Here is a 21731-nt window from a genome sequence, read left to right as displayed (position 1 = left end):
ACACTCTCAAAACAAGTGATGCGACTTTTCATATTTGTACTTGATTTTAGCACATTTTTAATTTTCAAATTTCCCATGAACATTTTAATTCTGGGTAACGATTCAGATGCTCATGCTACTCATATAAAAGATGCTCTCACCCAAGCCGGTGCAGAAGTAGATTATTTAGATACCTATCTGTTTCCAAGACAGTTACGTCTGTCTTGGCAACCTGATACCCTGGTAGGGTGCTTGACGCTACCCGGAGGTCGCCAGTTGAATTTTCAAGATATTCACAGTGTATTTTGGCGCAATTTTTCCGGTGTTGGCGTTGCACATTTAAAAGATGCCAATCAACAGCAAGTTGCATTGAACGATTCCATGAGTACAGTGCGATCACTAATGCAAGCTTGTCCGGCTCGCTGGATTAATTCCTGGCAGGCATACCAATTTCATAAAGAAAAACCCCTACAACTAAGTCGGGCAAAGCAAATAGGAGTGACAATTCCTGCAACTTTAATCAGTAACAATCCAGAGCAAGTTAGGGAATTTTTCCAATCTCAGAAAAAAGTAATTTTTAAGCCCGTTTATGGTGGCGCTCATACCAAGTTGGTGACAGAGGCACATTTAGAACCTAATCGGCTGGACTTGGCTTTGAGTATTTCTCCAATCACAATACAAGAGTATATTCCTGGGACAAATATTCGCAGTTATGTGATTGGTGAATCAGTTTATTCTGCGGAAATTCGCAGTCAAGCTTTGGACTTTCGGGAAGATTTAGAGTCCGAGTTAATTCCGGTAGATTTGCCCGAATCAGTTCACAAACAATGTTTAGCAATATTAAAGGCATTTATGCTCGATTGGACTGCTATTGATTGGCGTCTTAAGCCAACCGGTGAGTATGTATTTTTAGAGGCTAATCCTAGTCCGATGTTCAGACATTTTGAGCGTCAGACTGGTTTTCCGATTACACAAAAATTAGTCAATCTGTTAATGTATTAACTCGGACTTAAGAGGCGATCGTAATTTTGCCAATCATCCCCGCTTCCGTATGTCCGGCTACCGTACATCGCAGGTTATACGTTCCCGATTTCATCGGCACAAACACCCATTCTGCCATAGCGCCCGGTTTAAGTTCCAATTCGTGAATCGCTCCTTTAATTTCCACTTTCCCAGCTTCAACTTTTTGAGTCCAACTCGCATCAGCAAAGTTTTTAGCAGTAAAATAATGTTTCTGCGAACTGGGATTTTTTAGCAGTAATTTATAGCGCTTGCCCGATTCAAATTCTAGCAGATTGGGGAAAAATTTGAGTTCGCCAGCTTCGTTACCCAAACTAACAGTAATTTCGGTGACAGGTTGCCGAGACAAATCACCGGCAGCACTAGCAATTGCCGCGGGCATCAAGATTGTGCTCAAACATAAAATTACTCCCAAAATCACCTTGAAAGTTTTTTCTAACCGCTGGCTGGGGTAGAATTTGGCTAATTGCCAACCGAGTAAATGGATCATGGCTGTTCTCACTACTATTAACTGACTAATCACTAATGACTAATGGTTTAATTCGATCGCCAAACTTCATCCCAAGGGCCGCCCCCAACTTCCAAACCCGATAAAGAACTTTGAGCCTCTAAGATAATTCTAGAACGCTGCTTGCCATTTTTTTCGACATTCCCCCCCAACAACTCTCGCAGTTGCAAGCGCAATTCGCCGTGCGTGGTATCCCGGCAGCAAAAAGCCATGCCTTTTTCTGTAGGAGCTCGCAGATAAGTACCAGAACTGTTTGTAGTGCCAATTAACTCTATTTCAAACTGACTGTTTCTAGCCTGCATTTTCCAGCTTCCCCAAGGCTCAATAGTCCAACTAACTTGCGAATTCCAAGGCACAAATTCGTAAAATTTTCCTCGGTAATGCAGACAAATCATTGCTACCGATTCCATCCACCACAGCACGCCCCGCTTCCCGCCGCCAGCAGTTAAAGCTAAATCCTTTTCCCCTTGAAAACAATTGCAATTAATCCAAAACCACTTTTGGGGAAAAGCACCGCCCCAGTTTTTTTCGCTGTAAGCGGGAGCATCTTTAAATTCGTAGCGTTGGTCATTCCAATCGATCCAGCCCGTGGCTAAACCGTGAGCCATTAAAATTTGCCATCCAGGCTCAAATACAGGCAGAAAAGATAGCATTCCGGCTGTAGATCTCTGGATTTCCTCTGAGTTTCCCCAGCCATAAATAGGTTGAATTTCGTACTGCCAAAAACAGTGACTGCCGCTTCCCGGCTCGTGCAGATAACCTTGATTCAAAGTAGCAGTAGCTTGATAGCCTTCTTCGACGCTGCTGTCGAATACTTGCGGTTCTAAATATCCGGGTTTAATTTGTAAATCTGTTTTGCCCCAATGTCCGAAACCTAAGCTTTCTCGGTGTGCCCAAAACTTATTTACATCGGGAAAGGTGCGACACAAATAGCTATCTTTCGGACCGAGAATTTGAGCTGCACCGCCACTGTAAGGTTGACCGCCTCTGGGGTCTTCTATTGAATACATGAATGCAAAGGATTGTCCGTGAATCGGTAATGTTATTCGGTAGTACCAGCCTTCAAAAAAGCGGCGGGAACTGCCGTCCCAGTGGTAGCCACTGTGGGGAGTTTCAATAATTTTGAGTTTTGAGAGTGAATTTGACATAAAATTACCAATAGCCAGATTTTAAAACTTGTAAATTGTGAGTTTAGGGGATAGAAGCAGGAGGCAGAAGGGAAAATGCACTAATTACCCATTACCAATTACCCATTACCAATATGATAGGTTATTAATTATGTCTTTAGCACTTTGGCGATCGCCCTTAGCTCGCGCGCTCCACCGCAACCGCAGTCTTGCTTTTGCTCGCTACTTGCAACTAGCGACTGTTCGGGCTACCGGGCGTCCTGCCAACCGCACTGTGGTGTTTCGAGGCTTTTTAGCAGATACTAATCAGTTAAAGTTTATTACAGATATTCGCAGTCAAAAGGCAGAGGAGATTAACCTCTATCCTTGGGGGGAAATTTGCTGGTATTTCCCGAAAACTCGCGAACAATTTCGGATTGCTGGAAAGCTAGTTTTGGTAGGGGCAGATTATCCAGAGGCAGAGTTTTGTTTATCCCGGCGCACAACTTGGCAGGAGCTTTCTGAGGCGGCTAGAGCACAGTTTGCTTGGCCGCATCCGGGGGATGACAAAGCCGAGGCTAGTGCTTTTGATTCTGCTTCCCCAAATGCGATCGACCCGCTGCCTAATTTTTGCTTGCTGTTGTTGGAACCGGAAACGGTGGATTTTTTGGAGTTGCGGGGGGAACCGCAGAACCGGTCGCTTTATCGGCGCGATGGGGAGGGAAATTGGTCTGTGCGATCGGTTAATCCTTGAAAAAGAAGTCAGTAGTCAGTAGTCAGTAGTCATTAGTTATTGGTTATTAGTTATTAGTTATTGGTTATTAGTTATTAGTTATTGGTTATTGGTTATTTGTTGTCAGTTCCAATGCCCAATGCCCAATGCCCAATGCCCAATGCCCAATGCCCTGCGCGGGCCTTCTTCCCAATGCCCAATGCCCAATGCCCAATGCCCAATGCCCAATGCCCAATTCAAATTTTAGATGCCGCTGCCGTCGAAAAATTCTTGAATGGCTTTATCTTTTAACTTGCAGCTAGGGGTTGCAGCTAGTTGGGTTTTTTCGGCTAAGGCTACATTGCTGGCTTGGTTTAAAGCTTCTGATACTGACTGGAAATTGTGGGAATTGGGAACAGAAGTTAAGGAGACAGATGCTTGAGGAAGCAAACTTTTTACTTGCTGTTCGAGGGATTCGATACGATCAAGCAAAGAGCGAATTACCGCAGCTTCCGAATCCGGCAAACTGCCGTGTTCTAGGGGATTGACGCGCACTCCCGATCGATAGACGATGCGGCCGGGAATCCCTACCACTGTACAGTCAGATGGTACGTCGCGGAGCACGACGGAACCCGCGCCGATGCGGACGTTATTGCCAATTTGCAGATTGCCGAGTACCTTGGCGCCGGCACCGACAACTACGTTTTCGCCGACGGTAGGGTGACGCTTGCCGCTTTGTTTGCCAGTACCGCCAAGGGTGACACCTTGGTAAATTAGGGCAAAATCGCCGATAATCGCTGTTTCGCCGATCACAACCCCCATACCGTGGTCGATGAATACGCTTTTGCCGATGGTTGCCCCTGGGTGGATTTCAATTCCGGTCAAAAAGCGAGCAATGTGGGAAATCAAGCGGGGGATGAAGGGAAGCCCCAACACATAAAGCCAGTGTGCGAGGCGGTGCAGCACTAGGGCCTGAAGACCGGGGTAGCAAAACAAAACTTCCAGCCAGTTGCGAGCGGCAGGGTCGCGATCGAAAATTATACTGAAGTCAGCTCTAAGAGTCTTTAGCACTTTCGGAGTTACCTATTTTGGTTAAACACGCCACTTTCGATTTTACATTTTACTGGATGGGGGAAGTGAGCGGTCGATCGGGAGGGGGGAGAGTGGGGTAGAATTTGACGACATTTTATTGTGGTTAGTCCACCGCGTCGCTGCGTTCTATTCCTGTACTGAGATTGTATAGTTAGACTTGACTCCGGGTTCGACAGTACCTACCCAAATCCTGTAAGAGCCTGCTTGCCAGTCAGAATCAAGTATGCCAGCATCTTTATTCTGACCTATATCGTCTCCGCAGCGCACCGCATTACCGGGGCCTTGTACGAGTAAGGTTGTGTCCTTGCCTCCGCTGTTGACTTGGAGTGTGAGTTTTGAAAATTTTTGTTGCAAGACTATGATGTGGTCTGGAGTTGGGGTGGCAAAACCCAAACATTTGTTTTTGTGGCGATCGGCGTTGGCTATGACAGATAGAGAGTACGATCCGCCTGTGGAACCTCTCAAAACTGCTGTTGGGGCTGCAAAACCTCGCGATAAAGTTAAAGTGCCGAAATTGGCTGTTTCTGCTAAAACTGGTAGGGCGGCGATCGCGGCGATCGCCGCCAAGAGCGCACCGTTTTTGAAATTGGCTCGCTGATTAAACAACATGGCAATACTCCTCGGTCACAACTTAAAATCACAACTCAGAATTTACCCATCGCAGTCCCTCGAATACAAACTCTGGAGGAAGAATTATTTTTAAATTAGTTCAAAACCTCCTGGCTTCTCTTCCTTATGTCTATCAGGACAATCCCTGTACGATCGCGCTCGCTTGTGCCACTCGGATTTCTGCCACAGGCGCTCGACTCATATCCGAAATGGTACGGTGTCAAGATGATAAATTTGATACTCCTAGCCTTGCTGTTGGCGATCGGTTCCCTATTGACACAGGCCTTGGTATTGTTACCTATAGGTCTATCTGGCTGGCTCCACATCCCTAATTGGGTGAGCCTGGCCTTGATTTTTCTGGCTATTTCTTGGTGCTTGGGGGATTAGTCAACAGTCAGCAGTCATGAGTGAGGAGTTATTAGTTATTAGTCAAAAGTTAATTCTCAATCATGCCGCTTCCCCCAATGGTCAAGGCCCGATCGGCCCCGGTTTGATGATGTATACTTCACAATTGACAATCAGGAATCTAAAATCTAGGATTTGACATCTACCTATAGAATGATGCAACGACAAGTTTATTCGATCTCAGCATTTCACTCTTCTGACAAAACCCTGGGGGAAACTCCTAAGAAACAGGAGCGTCCGATACACCGGGCGATCGTGTTAATGCTGGTGGCAACAGGTTTGCTGGGCCTGCACGCTAGTCGGCTGGTGGAATTGCAACTGATACAAGGGAAGCAACACCGGGAACGAGCCGAAAACAATCGCGTTCGCCTAGTGCCAATGCCGGCGAATCGCGGACATATTATAGATCGCAAAGGCAAGTTGCTAGCGGCAAACAATTTAGCTCGATCGGTATATTTGTGGCCGAAAGAACAAACGCCGGAAGAGTGGAAAGCGACTGCAGAAAAGTTGAGTCCGCTGGTTAAAATCCCAGCACCAGAAATTTTAAAAAAATTAAAAGAGGTCGATCCTCTATCCTACAGACCGGTGCGGCTCAAGCAAGCAATGCCGCCAGAGGTGTTTGTGCCACTAGCAGAACAGGTGGGACAAATGCGGGGAGTGGAAGTGCGGCCCGAAGCGAATCGCTACTATCCCGAAGGCAGTTTGGCGGCTCACGTTATCGGATATATTGGCGAAGCTACCGCAGCAGACTTGGAAGATCATCCCGAATACCCGATGGGGATGATTGTCGGTCAAATGGGCATAGAAGCGAGCTCTAACAAGAAGATTGCCGGAGTTTGGGGCGATCGGCTGATCGAGGTAAATGCCCAAAATCAAGAATTGCGGCTGATGGGAGAGACACCGCCCAAACCCGGTGAGGCGGTGCAGCTAACCATAGACTTGGAAATGCAAAAAGCAGCCGAAAAAGCCTTGGGGCACCGCCGGGGAGCAGTAGTGGCGATGGATGTCAAAACCGGGGCGGTATTAGTTATGGCCAGCCACCCGACTTTTGATCCCAATCTGTTTACGCGAAAAATCACTAAGGATGAGTGGGAAACTCTTCAAGATCCGGAAAATCCATTTTTGAATCGGGCCATGCAAGGCTATCCCCCCGGCAGCACCTTTAAAATTGTGACTTCCGTCGCGGGCCTGGAGTCGGGCAAATTTTCGCCGGACTCAATTCTCGGTACTTCGTCTTACATTACTGTAGGGGGAATTGATTTTAACGAACACAGTGGCGGTTACGGCGACATCGGCTTTCGGGATGCTTTGGCTTTCAGCAGCAATACATTTTTTTATCAAGTGGGGATTAGTACCGGGCCGGAGCAAATTTCTAAGTGGGGACACCGCTTGGGAATTGGCAAGGATACGGATTTGAATCTTTTGGGGCTAGGCGGCGGCGATCACGGTCAAATCCCGACGCCGGAGGAGAAGGAGAAACTTTATAAAGAACCTTGGTATGCGGGTGATACGGTAACGATGTCGATCGGTCAGGGGTTGGTGTTGGTGACTCCTTTGGAGGCGGCGGTGATGGTGAGTTCGATCGCTAACGGCGGCTATCGGGTGAAGCCTCATCTTTTGACTTCTATGACCGGCACGCCGGAGACTCAACGGGTACATACGGGAATGAAACCTTCAACAATTCAGGTGGTTAAGGAAGGACTGATCGCGGTGGTTGCCGAGGGTACGGGACAGGGGATGAATGACGGTACGATTCCGCTGACGGCGGGCAAAACAGGGACTTCGGAGGTCATCGGACAGAACGATCACTCTTTGTATGTGGCGTTCGGGCCTGCCTCCAAGCCGGAAATTGCGATCGCCGTGGTTGTGGAAAATGGCGGTTATGGTTCTGTTGCCGCAGCCCCGATCGCCAAAGAGGTGTTTCAAGCTTATTTTGGGAAACCGAAAAAGGTGAATGAGCCAGTAGTTATTAGTCCTTAGTTATTGGGCATTGGGCATGAGGAATGGGGAATTGGGGATAGTTTCTTCCTTCTTCCTTCTTCCTTCTTCCTTCTATCCTTTACATCCGTTACATCCCGTACATTGCTCGTTGCCGAACTTCCTTCTGACTAATTCAGCCGCATAAATATAGTAGCTTTGCGAATTCCTGTTATTTCTCCCGTACTGGTGACAGTGAGCGATCGCAAGTGGTCGAACAATGGTCTTGCCGAAAGTTCAATTAACCTCAACAGCGGGATTTGTTTTTCCCAAATTGCCCTGCTGGAGGGCCAGTCTAAATAAAAATAGCCGTCGTTAGATGGCGGTAGCGGTTCAATGCTGGTTTGAAAATCTTGATTGGCAACTAAAGAGCCTGTTTCTGCTGCCTCTAGTGCTGCGTCCATTGCTTCTACTGAGGTGGTGAAAATTTCGTATTTGCCGACGGTGGCTCGGACTCCTTTTGCCTCAGTTTCGATCGCACTTTTTCTCTTATTTTCTATTCCATAATTTGGGTTCGTTGTCAACTGCGTCCAAGCGGTAATTTTCTGGTTTCTGAGAGTGAAGCTGCCGATGCTGTATTCTTTGCTGCGGGCAATTTCATCGAGTTTGTCGATCGCCTTTTTGGAATCGGGAGATGTTTCGGCGGCAAAAATCCAATCGGCACTATTTGACGAATTCGGAAGCACTGCTAAAGCGTATTCTCCTTGTACCCAGTCAAATATATCCTGGGGCAGGTTGACGCCCCAAACTTGCTGAATATCTGCGAGAGTGCGATCGACTAAATTTGAGACTTCTGCATTAGTGGAAACCGCAGATGACAAATCAGCCCAAAAATTCCTTAAATCGGTGCTGGCGACCGCGAAAGGACTGGCTGAGGGAATGTATTGCAAGGCTTGCACAGGTTCGGAGAGGGTTGGAGAAGCTGTGTTTTCTCGCGATGTCACTAAAGCAGTTTGAGCCAGCAATCCCCGTCGGTTGACTCCGACAGCAACTGCGAGGGAATTAAGAGAAACTTGGGGATTTTGCTCGGTTGCTGATTGCGGGATATTGACAAATGCTAAAGCGATTCTGCCTTTAGTTAGCTGCTGCAAAGCTTTTTGATATTCCGGGGTAGTGTTGAGATTTAGGTTTGCTGATTCAACGTTATTAATTGCATCTCGAATCACAATCGGGGTATTGGAAAATAAAACAAAACTTTGGTTATTCCCAGAATTTAAATTACCGACGATGGCTGCTGTTGCGAAGCTGGATGGCAACTTTGAAGTCGGCAGAGAAAACGGGTTAAAAGGCGAAAGTGAAGCAGATTTTTTCTGGGTTCTTGGTGCTTGTTTATAATTAATTCTCACGCCTTTATATATTTCCGACTGCACTGTTTTATCGCCACGAGATTGTTGGCGCCAGTAGGAGTCGAGAAATTGTTGGCTGCGATCGACATTTTGGGAGGAAACGGCCAGCAAAAACCCGGCTTGTTGGCCGTTGCTGCTGTCGCCATCGAAATCTGGCTTTGTGAGGGCGAGGGTAATTTCGTCACCTATCCAAGGTTGGATATCTCGACTGTAATCCAGGCCCGTATTGGCGAGGAAACTATTTTTGATTTGCTCAAATTCTGCGTGCGATCGACTTCTTTCTTCGGGAGTGGCAAAAACTTGTCGCAATGCTTCGAGGCGATCGGGATTTACCAGCATTGATGCTAACAAAGGTGCTTGTTTCGAGACAAACACAGCCGCAGCCGGAGTAGTTGTCGGCCCGCCAGCGAGCAAATTCAGGGGAGTTTGAGTTGTCAGCCAGTAAAAACCACCGGCACTCAAGCCTAAGAGTGCCAAGACGCCAGCAATGAGGAAAGAAAAGAACGATCGCAGCTTCATACAACAAGGACTAATGACCACAGTCTATTATTAACTAGAGTAGCGCATGACCGTAGCTGTCGGCAGATACTTTTTGTGGTGTTCGCAAAAAAAAAGGATAAACTAAAATATTCTCAAACTATAAAATCCCAGTAAAATGCTAACAATATCAACGCCCGCCGAACAGCGAGTTTTACTGCCAAATATCAGTTGGCATTTATATGAAAGCCTGCTAGCGGAACTGGGCAACAAACGTTCCACCAGAATTGCTTATCATCAAGGTCAATTAGAAATTATGGTGCCGCTACCGGAACATGAAAATCGCAACAGGCTGATCGATCGATTAATTGTAACTCTCATAGAAGAACTCAATCTGGAGTACAACCCCTTTGGATCGATGACTATTAAGAAACGCAAAAAAGCAGCCGGAAAAGAACCCGATTCATGTTATTATATCCAGAATGAAGCACTGGTCAGAGGGAGAACAGAATTAGACTTTGCTCAAGATCCGCCGCCAGATTTAGCACTAGAAATTGATATTACCAGCAGTTCCTTAAATCAATTTGATTTATATGCAGATTTAGGCGTACCAGAAATTTGGCGGTACGACGGACGAAGCATCAAGTTTTATCAATTGCAAAATGGCGAATATGCCGAGTGCAATTTTTCCCGGGCTTTCCCGATGCTACCGACTGCAAAAGTTGACGAATTTATTGATCGCTGTCAAACTACAGGTGCAACCACCGCAGTGCGAGAATTCCGGGAATGGGTAAACAATCAGTAATTGTGCAGAATCTACCACGGCACTCCTCGCGCATCGGAAAAATCTGCATCTAGAACCGCCCCCGGATCGAATACAGCATCAGTTAAATCAGCTTTTCTAAACGACGTTACCGACAATTTTTCTATTTCTTCAACAGCAATAAAAAAGCCGATCGCAGTTAACCCAAGAATTACCCCAGAAACCAAAAATAAGACAATTCCCCTGATAGTATCTCCGCCCAAAAATGTCACAATACCGCTAGCCCCGATCGCAGCAGCAGCCCCAGCCACAGCCCCCGCCACAATTCCCGCCTCGCCCCGAGTCGCAGCAATCGCCGTAGCAGCCGTTCCGGCCACCGCCACAGCCCCCGCATCCGCCCCGGCTATCAGTCCAGTCAAAGCCCCAGCCGCCGTCACTGTCACCGCCGTTACCCCAGCCCTAGCAATCAAATTTCTCACCCGCCTGCGGCTTTGTCCGGTTCTGACACCCTGAAAATTTGCCCCCCTCAAAATCGCCCCGGTGAAATTGCAGCCTCGAATGTCGCAACCGCTGAAATTCGCCCCTGACAAGTCAAGCCCTTTAAAAGAACGGTTCCGCAAGTTTTGGTTAGCAAAATTGAGATTTCGAGGTTGAGTCATTCGATTTTAGATTTTAGATTTTAGATTTTAGATTTTAGGTTAGCAACCCAAAGACCTAGGATTATAGATTTTAGATTATAGATTTTAGATTAACCAAGCACAGGGCATTTAGAATAAAGCCTGTGGTTTATAACGAGTTTCCATGTCTCCCATCTCCGAATCCCCTTTTTCCCCCGAACAAATTGCCGGTGAAAGACTCACACCTGAAGAATATGAAGAAATCGTTCAGCGTCTAGGTCGCCATCCTAATAAAGCTGAATTGGGAATGTTCGGCGTTATGTGGAGCGAACACTGCTGTTACAAAAATTCGCGGCCGCTATTAAAACAGTTTCCCACAGAGGGCGATCGAATTCTAGTCGGGCCCGGAGAAAATGCCGGCGTCGTAGACTTGGGAGAAGGCTTGCAACTCGCCTTCAAAATTGAATCGCACAACCACCCGTCAGCAGTCGAACCTTTCCAAGGTGCAGCAACCGGTGTCGGGGGGATTCTCCGCGATATCTTCACAATGGGAGCTCGTCCGATCGCACTTTTAAATTCCCTGCGTTTCGGCAACTTAGACGACGCTAAAACTCAGAGATTGTTCAAAGGCGTAGTATCGGGAATTTCCCACTATGGAAATTGCATCGGCGTTCCCACAGTTGGCGGGGAAGTTTACTTCGATCCTGCTTATTCCGGCAACCCATTAGTTAACGTCATGGCCTTGGGTTTAATGGAAACTCAAGAAATCGTCAAATCCGGGGCATCCGGTATCGGAAATCCAGTGCTTTACGTCGGTTCAACTACCGGGCGAGATGGCATGGGAGGAGCAAGTTTTGCCAGTGCCGAATTGACAGACAAATCAATGGACGATCGCCCCGCAGTCCAAGTAGGAGATCCATTTTTAGAAAAATCCTTAATTGAAGCTTGTTTAGAAGCATTCAAAACAGGTGCAGTCGTCGCCGCCCAAGACATGGGCGCTGCCGGAATCACCTGTTCCACATCAGAAATGGCAGCAAAAGGCGGGGTCGGCATTGAATTCGATTTAGACAAAGTTCCCGTTCGAGAAAGCGGCATGATTCCTTACGAATACCTGCTTTCGGAATCCCAAGAACGGATGTTGTTTGTGGCCCAAAAAGGACGGGAACAGGAATTAATCGATATTTTCCACAGATGGGGATTGCACGCGGTTGTAGCGGGGACAGTTATCGAAAAGCCGATCGTCCGAATTCTATTTAAAGGCGAAATCGCTGCCGAAATTACCGCAACTGCTTTGGCAGATAACACGCCTATTTATCACCGAGAACTGTTGACAGAGCCGCCAGAATATGCTAAAAAAGCATGGGAATGGACGGCGGATTCGCTGCCACAATCCACAGTTAAAGGTATCGAAATTAACGGCAATTTCCAAACTTGGAATCAGATTCTGCTGACGCTTTTAGATACTCCCACCATCGCTTCTAAACGCTGGGTTTATCGCCAATACGATCATCAAGTGCAAAACAATACTGTTGTTTTACCGGGAGGCGCTGATGCTGCGGTTGTCAGATTGCGTCCGCTAGAACCTTGCCAATCTTCTTTCGGTAACGGGCTAGAAGTACACCCCCTTGCTAAGGGGGATTTACTGAGAGAAAATGCTGTTTCTCTAGCTTCTGAAAGCAAACAGGAAGAAGAAGTAATTCCTCTATTTACAAAGGCACAAGGTAGGGAAACTCCAAAAGTTTCTCCCCCCCTTAGCAAGGAGGAAGCGCCCCTGGGGATGATTCCTGGAGTTGCTGCAACGGTTGATTGCAATTCTCGTTATGTTTATCTCGATCCTTATGAAGGTGCCAAAGCAGTCGTAGCGGAAGCAGCGAGAAATTTAAGTTGTGTGGGTGCTGAACCTCTCGCAGTTACTGATAATTTGAATTTTGGCAGTCCTGAAAAGCCGATCGGATATTGGCAGTTAGCCTCAGCTTGTCGCGGAATTGCTGATGCTTGTCGGGAGTTGGGAACGCCTGTGACTGGAGGCAATGTTTCTCTTTACAATGAAACGGTTGATACTGAGGGGAATCCTCAACCAATTTATCCGACTCCGGTAATCGGAATGGTGGGGTTAATTCCCGATTTGAAGAAGATTTCCGGCCAAGCTTGGCTAAAGAAAGGTGATTTAATTTATGTGCTGGGAATGGGGGAATCATCTCCAAATCCAGAACTTCCATCGGAAAGCTCAAAAATCGAAACTTCTCCTACTCTCGGAGGTTCGGAATATTTAGCGGCAATTCACGGAATTGTAGCTGGGAAGCCGCCAAGGATAGATTTTGAGTTAGAAAGAAAAGTGCAATCGGTTTGTCGCGATGGAATTCGGCAAGGTTGGGTATGTTCTGCCCATGATTGTGCGGAAGGTGGAATTGCGATCGCCCTCGCGGAATGCTGTATCTCTGCTAAAATGGGTGCGGAAATTCATCTCAGTTGTAATTCAGCAAATGTCGGTCGCTGGGATGAAATTTTGTTTGGTGAAATGGGCAACTGCATTGTAGTTTCAGTCGCACCAAAAAATCAAGAAGTTTGGGAGTCTTACCTGCAAGAACATTTGACAAAAATGTGGCAGAAAATTGGTTTAGTTTGCTGTGCTGAATCACCTTTGCGGGTTGTGATTGCTGACAATCAAGCGTTAATTGAGGTTTCGATGGGTGATATGGGCGATCGATTCTATAATGCGATCGAGCGTCGGATTGCATCTGTTTGACAACATGAAGTTTCGATCCTCCTAAATCCCCCTTAAAAAGGGGAGTAGGGGCTGACTTTGAATACTCTTGTCCCCCCCTTCTTAAGGGGGGCTAGGGGGGATCTCCGGGTTTAAAACACACCCTAGAGCCCCAACTTCTTACAAAATTCACGATTCTTAGAAAAACCTATAACAGAAGTCGGGGTTCTGAGACACTATACAATATAAACAATATCATTCCTCAAATAAATGATTTGCTGTATCAATCCCGACTGCCCCAATCCTCAAAACCCCGACGGGCAAACATATTGCATCAGTTGTGGCCTTGAACTCGTACCCATCCTGCGAAATCGTTTCCGCATGATCAAACTCCTCGGTCAAGGTGGCTTCGGTCGAACCTATTTAGCAGAAGATATTGATAGACTAAATCAACCCTGTGTCGTTAAACAATTAGCACCCGATGTCCAGGGAACTTGGGCGATAAGCAAAGCGGTAGAATTATTTCAGCAAGAAGCTAGACAACTGCAACAGCTAGGACAACATCCCCAAATTCCATCACTAGATGCCTACTTTGAAGACAACAAATATTTGTATCTCGTACAGCAGTTTGTTGATGGGGATAATTTGTTGACGCTTTTCCAAAATCAGGGAATTTGGCAAGAAAGCCAAGTTAAGCAACTATTACTCGAACTTCTACCTGTTCTCAAGTTTATTCACGAACAAAAAATTATTCACCGAGATATCAAGCCTGAGAATATTATGCGCCGTCGCAGCGACGGTTTGTTAATGCTAATTGATTTCGGAGTTTCCAAACAGTTGTCGGGAACAGTGATATCGCGACAGGGAACGCAAATTGGTTCGCATGGTTATGCACCGCTTGAACAAATGCAAGGGGGTGAAGCTTATGCAGCCAGCGATTTGTTTAGCTTGGGGGCGACGGCTTTTCATCTACTGACGGCGGTACATCCTTATGGTTTGTGGACGGAACACGGTTATAGTTGGACTGCAAATTGGCAGCAACATTTGAAGAGTCCCATAGACAAGGAATTGGAATTGATTTTATCTAAGTTGTTGGCAAAAGATATCCAACAGCGCTATCAATCAGCAGAGGAAGTTTTAATAGATTTTCAACGTCAGTCAAGACAAACTCCCGCACCGATACCACCTCCCACAATTCCTGTGATTCCACAGCACTCTTTGCCGTTACCAACTAAGACAACAAGGCGAGGTTTATTGCAATTAGCTGGTTTTGCTGGGGGAGGATTTGCATTAGCTGTGCTGAGTCAAAGTTTGTTGAACAACAAATCTTCTTCATCTTCACCCAATCTTCCACCTTCATCCAACAAGGGGGCTCCATCTCCTAAATCATCAGCTCAAAAATCATCTCCAAAAACTACAGCCACAAGTTCATCGCCAAAACCATCTCCACAATCTGTAGCAGAAAGTCCATCGCCAAAACCATCTCCAAAACCCACACCAGAAACTCAAACACCTAAACCATCTTCTAATGCTTTAAAAAGCTTTACTTTTGAAACTGTGACCGTCAACTCAACGGGGGAAATCGCCAACCGCCGTCAAGGAAAAGTACAGGCTTTTATAGAAAATATGGGGAATGGTATTACTCTAGACATGGTAGCAATTCCTGGCGGCAGTTTCGTGATGGGTTCCCCCGATACGGAAGCCGGACGAAGTAGTTATGAAGGGCCGCAGCGTACCGTGAATATCCCTGCTTTTTTTATGGGTAAATATGAGATAACTCAAGAACAATACCAAGCGGTGATGGGAAATAACCCTTCTGAGTTCAAAGGTGCGAAACTTCCTATCGAAAAAGTAAGCTGGAATGATGCTGTGGAATTCTGCAAGCGGCTTTCTAAAAAAACAGGCAAGACTTATCGCTTACCTTCAGAAGCAGAATGGGAATATGCTTGCCGCGCCGGAACTAAAACACCTTTCTATTTTGGTGAAACAATTACCCCGGATTTAGTTAATTATAATGGCAATAATCCCTACGCTGGGGCATCAAAGGGAGTTTACCGCAAACAAACAACTGATGTCGGAAGTTTTTCACCCAATGCTTTTGGACTTTATGATATGCACGGAAATGTTTGGGAATGGTGCAGTCATCTCGACAACGATCAAAGCGATCGCCGGGTGCGGTGTGGCGGTTCCTGGAAAGACTCTGCGGTGAATTGTCGCAGTGCGTATCGTCTTAGCAATTTGGCGGGCGATCGTTACTCAGACATCGGTTTTCGCGTGGCTTTGGTTTCCGCGTAGCGAGTTGAAGCCGTAATGTGCGTCGCCCGAAACAATCTGCAAGTTCGATCGACAATTTCACAGCGACCCACCACAAATTAGTAATGTGCGTCGCCCGAAACAATCTGCAAGTTCGATCGAGAATCTCGCAGCGACGCACCCTACAAATTAAACTGAAAAACTTATCTGCTCCGTGCTATTGCCATAACTTGCCGCGCCAAAATAGACTTTACATGGCCGCACAGATTCCCATGATGATATAGTAGGTCAATTTTATGAATAAGTCAAGCTCGATCGCCCTTAAATCCTAATATTTGAAAAAGCCCGTCAAGCAAGTTTATAATTTATTTTCCATTGCACGATCGCCTATTTCTTCGTTCCCCTCTGCTGGGACGAGAGTTTGACTCTTAAGCGATTTCAAGAGACTGTTGGCGAATTTAAAAATGGTTTTACCCCTCACCCCTAAAAATAGTGGCTCTGGACTAAATATTTAATTAACCATATAGCTATTAACTAGCCAGATCGAACCAAAATGCTGCATTCCAGATGTGAGGGGTAACACCCTTGGCGAATTCGCCAACAGTATTTTTCTATCACCGAATCCCTCGCCTGCCGTTAATCAAGGTTAGTATAGGATTTGGCGGCGATCGATACTACAATGCCATTAAACGCCGCATCGCTTCTGTCTGAAATGCTACACGAGTTGGAAATAATGACAGATCCGTGGCAAGATTAAGGGAATGTTAAGTTATGCGACGCTTTCGCAAACAAGATTTCCCGCTGAAACTGTCCCCCTAACCCACCTTCCCCATTAGGAACCCACCCATCTATGATTCCCAACCATTCCTTCGCGGCTGACGAGCATTCTAGCAAACCCGACAAGCCCGAGGAAGCTTGTGGCGTTTTCGGTATCTACGCACCGGGTGAAGATGTCGCCAAGTTGACCTACTTCGGTTTGTATGCTTTGCAGCACCGCGGTCAGGAATCAGCAGGAATTGCCACCTTTGAAGGTGAAAAAGTCCACCTGCACAAAGATATGGGACTGGTTTCCCAAGTCTTTAACGAATCGAGTTTAGGTCACTTGCCCGGTAACTTAGCAGTAGGCCACACTCGCTACTCTACTACCGGCTCGTCGCGGGTTGTCAACGCTCAACCTGTTGTCGTCGAAACCCGTTTGGGAAGTCTCGCATTGGCACATAACGGGAATCTTGTCAATACCAAAGAATTGCGGGAAGAATTGCTGTCTCGGAAGTGCGAATTTGTCAGCACGACGGATTCAGAGGCGATCGCAGTGGCGATCGGTTCCGAGGTAGACAAGGGCAAAGACTGGCTGGAAGCAGCGATCAGCGCCTTTGCTATGTGCCAAGGAGCCTTTAGTTTGACGATCGCTACCCCCAAAGGCGTGATGGGAGTCCGCGACCCCCAGGGCGTCCGCCCCTTGGTAATTGGCATCCTCCCCACAACTCCGGTACGATACGTTTTAGCATCGGAAACTTGTGGCTTGGATATTATCGGTGCTGAATTTTTGCGGGACGTAGAACCGGGAGAATTAGTTTGGATTACAGAGGAAGGTATGGCTTCCTTCCACTGGAGTCAGCAGCAAAAGCGCAAACTTTGCATCTTTGAAATGATCTATTTTGCTCGCCCCGATAGCCAAATGGAAGGTGAAAGTTTATACAGCTACCGCCTGCGGATCGGGCGTTTGTTGGCAGCAGAATCTCCGGCTGATGCGGATATAGTTATCGGCGTTCCCGATTCTGGAATCCCGGCAGCGATCGGCTTTTCTCAAGCTTCCGGCATTCCTTACGCCGAAGGATTGATTAAAAACCGCTACGTCGGGCGCACTTTTATTCAGCCGACTCAGACAATGCGGGAGTCAGGAATTCGCATGAAACTCAACCCTCTCAAAGATGTGTTGGAAGGAAAGCGAGTAATTATTATCGATGATTCGATCGTGCGCGGCACTACCAGTCGCAAAATAGTCAAAGCCTTGCGGGATGCGGGCGCAACGGCAGTTCACATGAGAATTTCTTCGCCGCCGGTGACACATCCTTGTTTCTACGGGATCGACACCGACAATCAAGATCAGTTGATTGCTGCTACTAAGTCAGTCGCAGAAATCGGCGTCCAAATTGGGGTAGATTCTTTGGCTTTCTTGAGTTGGGATGGAATGCTGAAGGCGACGAACGAAGACCCGATGAGTTTTTGTTCTGCCTGCTTCACTGGTGATTATCCGATCGACGTTCCAGAAGTGGTAAAACGGTCTAAGCTCATATTAGAAAAAGCTGGAACCTAGAAAATCAAAAAGTGGGAAAGCGATCGCCAGTCACTTTCCCCAATTTAGAGATTTTCAAGTTTTTCTGGTAAGTCATTGCCAGAATGTGTGTAGAAATGTTACATTAACTTAGCTTTAGCAATTATTGCAGAATTTGTGAACTGTAGTGAACATTCGCTTGGGTACAACTTGTGTGAAACCCAACCCTCGAATTGGAGATTGAAGATTGGAGGATTGGAGATTGGAGATTTGAGATTTGTGCTTGAATCTAAAATCGCCAATCTAAAATCGATGGTTTTTCCCTACACTCTCGCTCACAATTCCTGCTCGAAAGGCTGTATGCTACCTGCAGACTGGAGGTAGTTCCTCCAGATGTCCACTCTCAGATGGAAGTCGCATTTCGCACCAACAACGGGCACATGAGATTTTTTCAGATAACAGGGTCGATCGCACTAATTTTTCCCACACAAGTATTCCACAAGCCAACTTGCTTGAGAATCGCGGACGGGCTAATCCTGCGAACTAAAGAACTTTAGAAACCCTTGCAGAGTAAAAATATGGCTCCTTGCAGGTTGAATGTTACCTCACCTGCATAGGGATACAACCCCCCGACTAATGTCGGGAAGAGCCAAAAAATTTAGATCTTAGTTAAGCCCCCAGATTCATCTGTGGAGTGAATCTAAAATCTAAAATCTAAAATCTAAAATCGATTGACTGTTACAAGGCGGAATGCGGTTTCTCAAGTCAGCTTAAATCGGAAACTTCGTGCAATCAAATACTGTTCTCAATCCCCCGAGCAATCAAGACTCGTTCTCTCGTACAACAGAGTTACCTTTTACTCTTCAAGATATCAAGGCAGCCATTCCAGCCCACTGTTTTGAGCCCTCGGCATGGAAATCTCTGGCTTATTTCTTTTTAGATCTTGGAATTATCGCAGGTTTGTATGCGATCGCCTACACCGTAGATTCCTGGCTCTTTTACCCAATCTTTTGGTTGATGCAGGGAACCATGTTTTGGGCATTATTTGTAGTGGGCCACGACTGCGGACACGGTTCATTTTCTAAGAGCAAATGGCTCAACAACCTGATCGGACACCTCTCCCACGCTCCAATTCTCGTGCCCTTCCACGGTTGGCGGATTAGTCACAGAACCCACCACGCAAATACAGGCAGCTTAGATAACGATGAAAGCTGGTATCCGGTATCGGAGAGCAAATACAATCAAATGCCTTGGTACGAAAAGCTGGGACGCTTTTATTTGCTGTTATTTGCCTATCCAATTTATCTATTTCGCCGATCGCCCGATCGGGTAGGTTCTCACTTCATGCCCGGTAGCCCGATTTTCCGTCCCTCCGAAAAATGGGATGTGTTGACGAGTTCCGCATCCTTGGTACTGATGGTAGGCTTTTTAGGCGCGCTAACATATCAGTTTGGTTGGCTGTTTTTACTCAAGTTCTACTTAGTTCCCTATGTAGTGTTCGTGATGTGGCTGGATTTGGTAACATTCCTGCACCACACAGAAGCCGATATTCCTTGGTATCGCGGTAAAGATTGGTCTTTCTTGAAAGGTGCATTGTCTACGATCGATCGCGACTACGGAATCATCAATTCCATCCATCACGATATCGGCACCCACGTAGCCCACCACATTTTCTCGACCATGCCGCACTATCACTTGAAGGAAGCAACGGAAGCCATCAAGCCAGTGTTGGGCGATTATTATCGCAAGTCAACCGAGCCAATTTGGAAGAGCTTTATTCGCTCTTACTGGGATTGTCATTTTGTCTCGGATACAGGTTCTGGAGTTTACTACGAATCACCTAACAGTCGGCGATCGGCTGAAGTTAAGTAGCTTAAATAAACAATAGAATACGCAAAAACCCGGCTTCTTACAGAAACCGGGTTTTTCATTATTTTTGGGCGTGTTTCATTAGATGTTCCACATCTGGAGGTGTAACAAGCCGCCCCAAACCCAGAGTGGGTAAAAATGCAGCCGAATTATAGTAAAAAAAGATAGGGAGTCAAATCGTTACACGGTCGCTTATGCCCAAAATAAATGTTATCAATATTTTATCAGACTCACTTACAAAAACTACTGACACCAGCCCAGTTTCTTTTACGGACAATCTTGTTGAACTTGATACAAGAGCGAGAAACAAGTGAGGTTAGAGCGACTGGTGAAAGTATTTATAGCCTTTCTCAGAAAGATGAGGTATCATGTTACTGACACTCACTCGTGAGGGTCAAACAGAGAAGATCAGCTCAAATGAACTATAATTACATGGTTCAGTAAAGCCACGCGAAAGCCATACCACACATAATAGCATTTTTTTGACAGCACGCGATGGTTGATTAACAACACGTTTACTTGTACCCAACTTCATACATTGTTAAAAATGAAAGCTTATTCGATTGATTTTAGGCAAAAAATCCTTGATACTTATCATGCTGAACCCATTTCACAAAAAGCAATAGCTAAGCGTTTTTCTGTAGCCCTGAGTTTTGTACAAAAATTGCTTAAACAATATCGTGAAACAAAAAACATTACTCCGAGAACTGACCGATGTGGAGTCAAAGGCAAACTCAATGCGGAGCAACTACTCATCGAGTGCCCAATTGATTGAAGAAAATAATGATGCAACTCTTGAAGAACTCCGTTATTTACTTTATGGAAAACTCGGATTTTCCGTTAGTAGAGCTACGTAAGGATTCAGGTCTAAAAAAGGGGAATAAGCTCAGGCCGAGGAAAGTCACAAGAATGGGCAGAAATAGCCTCACGGAAAAAAGTCATTACTGAGCGAGCTTGAAAACGACAGGTTTGAATCACACTAAGTAGATCAGCCGTTTCCTCAAATCGCTTCATCGAACGAGAGCCACCAGACACTTTCCGTTTCGTTACAGCTAGCCGTAGAGAACGTTCGGCTTTATTATTATCAGGAGGAACCGAGGGGTCATTGAGAAAATACCACCATTGTTCTGCCTTATCCCGTAAGGATTTTAGTAACAGACCTGCGGCATAACCAACTTGGTTCAACCAAGTCGCCAAAGCAAGATTCAATCGTATTTTGAAATCAGTTGCCCACGAGTCGTAGGTGAGTTTATCCTTAGTCTTTCGCCAGGAGTCATGGGCGATAAAAGCTTCATCTATTAATGACAGAAATATTTGAGCGACTGCTGCATTATTATTGCCAGGAAGTCCCAGCACTTTCTTAAAATGCCGTCGTAAATGGGCGAGACATTTCTGTTGGGCTGTGATTGTGCCACCATTATAAACACTGAAATCATCTGAGCTTAAGACTCCAGCAAATTCTGTACCCAGCATTGTTTCCAATTCCACGCGTCCCCTGGTATCTGCGGCATGGAATAAACAGAATCCCTCTCCACTAGCTGTCCATAACCATTCTTTAACTCCCATGACACACCGGGGGTGTTTCATCTACATGAACGTTTGATTGAAGAGGTGCCCATTCCCACAGTGCTTTAATCGCTGGCTTGACTGCTGCTGCTACTCGTTGATTTGTTTTTTGGAGTGTTCCTACTCCCACTTCTATCCTGCCGAGTTCCCACAACAATTCAGTCAGCTTTTCGTAGGAAAGATGCCCATAATTACCTAGCCAGACTAATAGTGCTTGCAGATTAACACTTAAGTCTTGTCCTGGAACTATTCAAGCGGGGTGGTTCTCCTCTAACTACTGCACCACATTCGAGGCATTTACACGATTGTGTCTGATATTCAACGACTTCGATTGGTTTTGCTACTAGACTTGCTACTTGCTGAGAGTGGATGTTAATTACTTGACTTAATTCTTTACTACCACAATTGAGACAGATACTGGGTGAGCTAATTTCGGTTCTGTCTACTCGTCCA

General features: G+C 46.1%; 17 protein-coding genes. 10 read left to right on the top strand and 7 right to left on the bottom strand.

All coding sequences use genetic code 11. The features are described 5' to 3' along the window. Positions 1–75: 75 nt before the first annotated feature. On the top strand, positions 76–981 hold the full coding sequence (locus tag QUA25_RS04780; RefSeq protein ID WP_333036000.1) for an MvdC/MvdD family ATP grasp protein: 906 nt from the start codon (positions 76–78) through the stop codon (positions 979–981). A gap of 7 nt (positions 982–988) precedes the next feature. On the opposite strand, the gene QUA25_RS04775 is transcribed toward QUA25_RS04780, so the two are convergent. Next, positions 989–1489, bottom strand: coding sequence for a plastocyanin/azurin family copper-binding protein (locus QUA25_RS04775; protein ID WP_333035998.1), 501 nt, complete (start codon positions 1487–1489; stop codon positions 989–991). 47 nt (positions 1490–1536) lie between these two features. Continuing rightward, the gene (locus tag QUA25_RS04770) at positions 1537–2655 is read right to left on the bottom strand and encodes a tocopherol cyclase family protein (protein ID WP_333035997.1); all 1119 of its coding nucleotides are present in this window, start codon (positions 2653–2655) and stop codon (positions 1537–1539) included. Positions 2656–2785: 130 nt separating this feature from the next. Between QUA25_RS04770 and QUA25_RS04765 the strand changes: the two genes are divergently transcribed. Beyond that, on the top strand, positions 2786–3367 hold the full coding sequence (locus QUA25_RS04765; RefSeq protein WP_333035995.1) for an Npun_F5749 family FMN-dependent PPOX-type flavoprotein: 582 nt from the start codon (positions 2786–2788) through the stop codon (positions 3365–3367). A 222-nt stretch (positions 3368–3589) separates the two neighbouring features. Here QUA25_RS04765 and cysE read toward each other — a convergent pair whose 3' ends face one another. Beyond that, a complete protein-coding gene (gene cysE / locus QUA25_RS04760; RefSeq protein WP_333035994.1) occupies positions 3590–4396 on the bottom strand; it encodes a serine O-acetyltransferase in 807 nt (268 codons plus the stop codon). A 147-nt stretch (positions 4397–4543) separates the two neighbouring features. Further along, on the bottom strand, positions 4544–5026 hold the full coding sequence (locus QUA25_RS04755; protein ID WP_333035992.1) for a hypothetical protein: 483 nt from the start codon (positions 5024–5026) through the stop codon (positions 4544–4546). A 558-nt stretch (positions 5027–5584) separates the two neighbouring features. On the opposite strand from QUA25_RS04755, the gene mrdA reads away from it, so the two are divergent. After that, positions 5585–7411: a penicillin-binding protein 2 gene (gene mrdA, locus QUA25_RS04750; protein WP_333035990.1), complete on the top strand. Its 1827-nt coding sequence runs from the start codon at positions 5585–5587 to the stop codon at positions 7409–7411. A 128-nt stretch (positions 7412–7539) separates the two neighbouring features. On the opposite strand, the gene QUA25_RS04745 is transcribed toward mrdA, so the two are convergent. Beyond that, positions 7540–9294 (bottom strand): DUF3352 domain-containing protein, encoded by a 1755-nt coding sequence (locus QUA25_RS04745; protein ID WP_333035989.1) that lies wholly within the window; start codon positions 9292–9294, stop codon positions 7540–7542. Positions 9295–9409: 115 nt separating this feature from the next. Between QUA25_RS04745 and QUA25_RS04740 the strand changes: the two genes are divergently transcribed. Continuing rightward, on the top strand, positions 9410–10036 hold the full coding sequence (locus tag QUA25_RS04740; RefSeq protein ID WP_333035988.1) for a Uma2 family endonuclease: 627 nt from the start codon (positions 9410–9412) through the stop codon (positions 10034–10036). 11 nt (positions 10037–10047) lie between these two features. On the opposite strand, the gene QUA25_RS04735 is transcribed toward QUA25_RS04740, so the two are convergent. After that, positions 10048–10653, bottom strand: coding sequence for a pentapeptide repeat-containing protein (locus QUA25_RS04735; RefSeq protein WP_333035987.1), 606 nt, complete (start codon positions 10651–10653; stop codon positions 10048–10050). 142 nt (positions 10654–10795) lie between these two features. On the opposite strand from QUA25_RS04735, the gene purL reads away from it, so the two are divergent. From purL to QUA25_RS04705, 6 genes are all read left to right on the top strand, one after another. Beyond that, a complete protein-coding gene (gene purL, locus QUA25_RS04730) occupies positions 10796–13357 on the top strand; it encodes a phosphoribosylformylglycinamidine synthase subunit PurL (RefSeq protein ID WP_333035985.1) in 2562 nt (853 codons plus the stop codon). A 228-nt stretch (positions 13358–13585) separates the two neighbouring features. Continuing rightward, entirely contained in the window at positions 13586–15610 is a 2025-nt protein-coding gene (locus QUA25_RS04725; RefSeq protein ID WP_333035983.1) for a bifunctional serine/threonine-protein kinase/formylglycine-generating enzyme family protein, read from the top strand. A 17-nt stretch (positions 15611–15627) separates the two neighbouring features. Further along, complete coding sequence (locus tag QUA25_RS04720) at positions 15628–15852, top strand: hypothetical protein (protein WP_333035982.1); 225 nt, start codon at positions 15628–15630, stop codon at positions 15850–15852. Between the two features lie 566 nt (positions 15853–16418). Continuing rightward, entirely contained in the window at positions 16419–17885 is a 1467-nt protein-coding gene (gene purF / locus QUA25_RS04715; RefSeq protein WP_333035981.1) for an amidophosphoribosyltransferase, read from the top strand. A 744-nt stretch (positions 17886–18629) separates the two neighbouring features. Next, a complete protein-coding gene (locus tag QUA25_RS04710; RefSeq protein WP_333035980.1) occupies positions 18630–19715 on the top strand; it encodes a DUF3474 domain-containing protein in 1086 nt (361 codons plus the stop codon). A gap of 544 nt (positions 19716–20259) precedes the next feature. Beyond that, positions 20260–20487, top strand: coding sequence for a hypothetical protein (locus QUA25_RS04705; protein ID WP_333035978.1), 228 nt, complete (start codon positions 20260–20262; stop codon positions 20485–20487). Between the two features lie 92 nt (positions 20488–20579). Here the strand turns inward: QUA25_RS04705 and QUA25_RS04700 are convergent, their stop codons facing one another. Beyond that, a complete protein-coding gene (locus QUA25_RS04700) occupies positions 20580–21278 on the bottom strand; it encodes an IS66 family transposase (protein WP_333035977.1) in 699 nt (232 codons plus the stop codon). Positions 21279–21731: the final 453 nt, after the last annotated feature.

The sequence above is a fragment of the Microcoleus sp. Pol17C6 genome (genome assembly GCF_036701145.1).
Lineage (GTDB): Bacteria > Cyanobacteriota > Cyanobacteriia > Cyanobacteriales > Microcoleaceae > Microcoleus.
The sequence above is the reverse complement of the archived record's forward strand: the minus strand, read 5'-3'. Positions and strand labels throughout refer to the sequence as shown.

What these genes read in the sequence shown, in the direction of transcription:
- QUA25_RS04735 (WP_333035987.1), bottom strand. Translation starts at nt 10,653, where the DNA reads ATGACTCAACCTCGAAATCTCAATTTTGCTAACCAAAACTTGCGGAAC.
- QUA25_RS04725 (WP_333035983.1), top strand. Translation starts at nt 13,586, where the DNA reads ATGATTTGCTGTATCAATCCCGACTGCCCCAATCCTCAAAACCCCGAC.
- purF (WP_333035981.1), top strand. Translation starts at nt 16,419, where the DNA reads ATGATTCCCAACCATTCCTTCGCGGCTGACGAGCATTCTAGCAAACCC.
- QUA25_RS04700 (WP_333035977.1), bottom strand. Translation starts at nt 21,278, where the DNA reads ATGGGAGTTAAAGAATGGTTATGGACAGCTAGTGGAGAGGGATTCTGT.
- QUA25_RS04740 (WP_333035988.1), top strand. Translation starts at nt 9,410, where the DNA reads ATGCTAACAATATCAACGCCCGCCGAACAGCGAGTTTTACTGCCAAAT.
- mrdA (WP_333035990.1), top strand. Translation starts at nt 5,585, where the DNA reads ATGATGCAACGACAAGTTTATTCGATCTCAGCATTTCACTCTTCTGAC.
- purL (WP_333035985.1), top strand. Translation starts at nt 10,796, where the DNA reads ATGTCTCCCATCTCCGAATCCCCTTTTTCCCCCGAACAAATTGCCGGT.
- QUA25_RS04755 (WP_333035992.1), bottom strand. Translation starts at nt 5,026, where the DNA reads ATGTTGTTTAATCAGCGAGCCAATTTCAAAAACGGTGCGCTCTTGGCG.
- QUA25_RS04765 (WP_333035995.1), top strand. Translation starts at nt 2,786, where the DNA reads ATGTCTTTAGCACTTTGGCGATCGCCCTTAGCTCGCGCGCTCCACCGC.
- QUA25_RS04780 (WP_333036000.1), top strand. Translation starts at nt 76, where the DNA reads ATGAACATTTTAATTCTGGGTAACGATTCAGATGCTCATGCTACTCAT.
- QUA25_RS04705 (WP_333035978.1), top strand. Translation starts at nt 20,260, where the DNA reads ATGAAAGCTTATTCGATTGATTTTAGGCAAAAAATCCTTGATACTTAT.
- QUA25_RS04775 (WP_333035998.1), bottom strand. Translation starts at nt 1,489, where the DNA reads ATGATCCATTTACTCGGTTGGCAATTAGCCAAATTCTACCCCAGCCAG.
- QUA25_RS04770 (WP_333035997.1), bottom strand. Translation starts at nt 2,655, where the DNA reads ATGTCAAATTCACTCTCAAAACTCAAAATTATTGAAACTCCCCACAGT.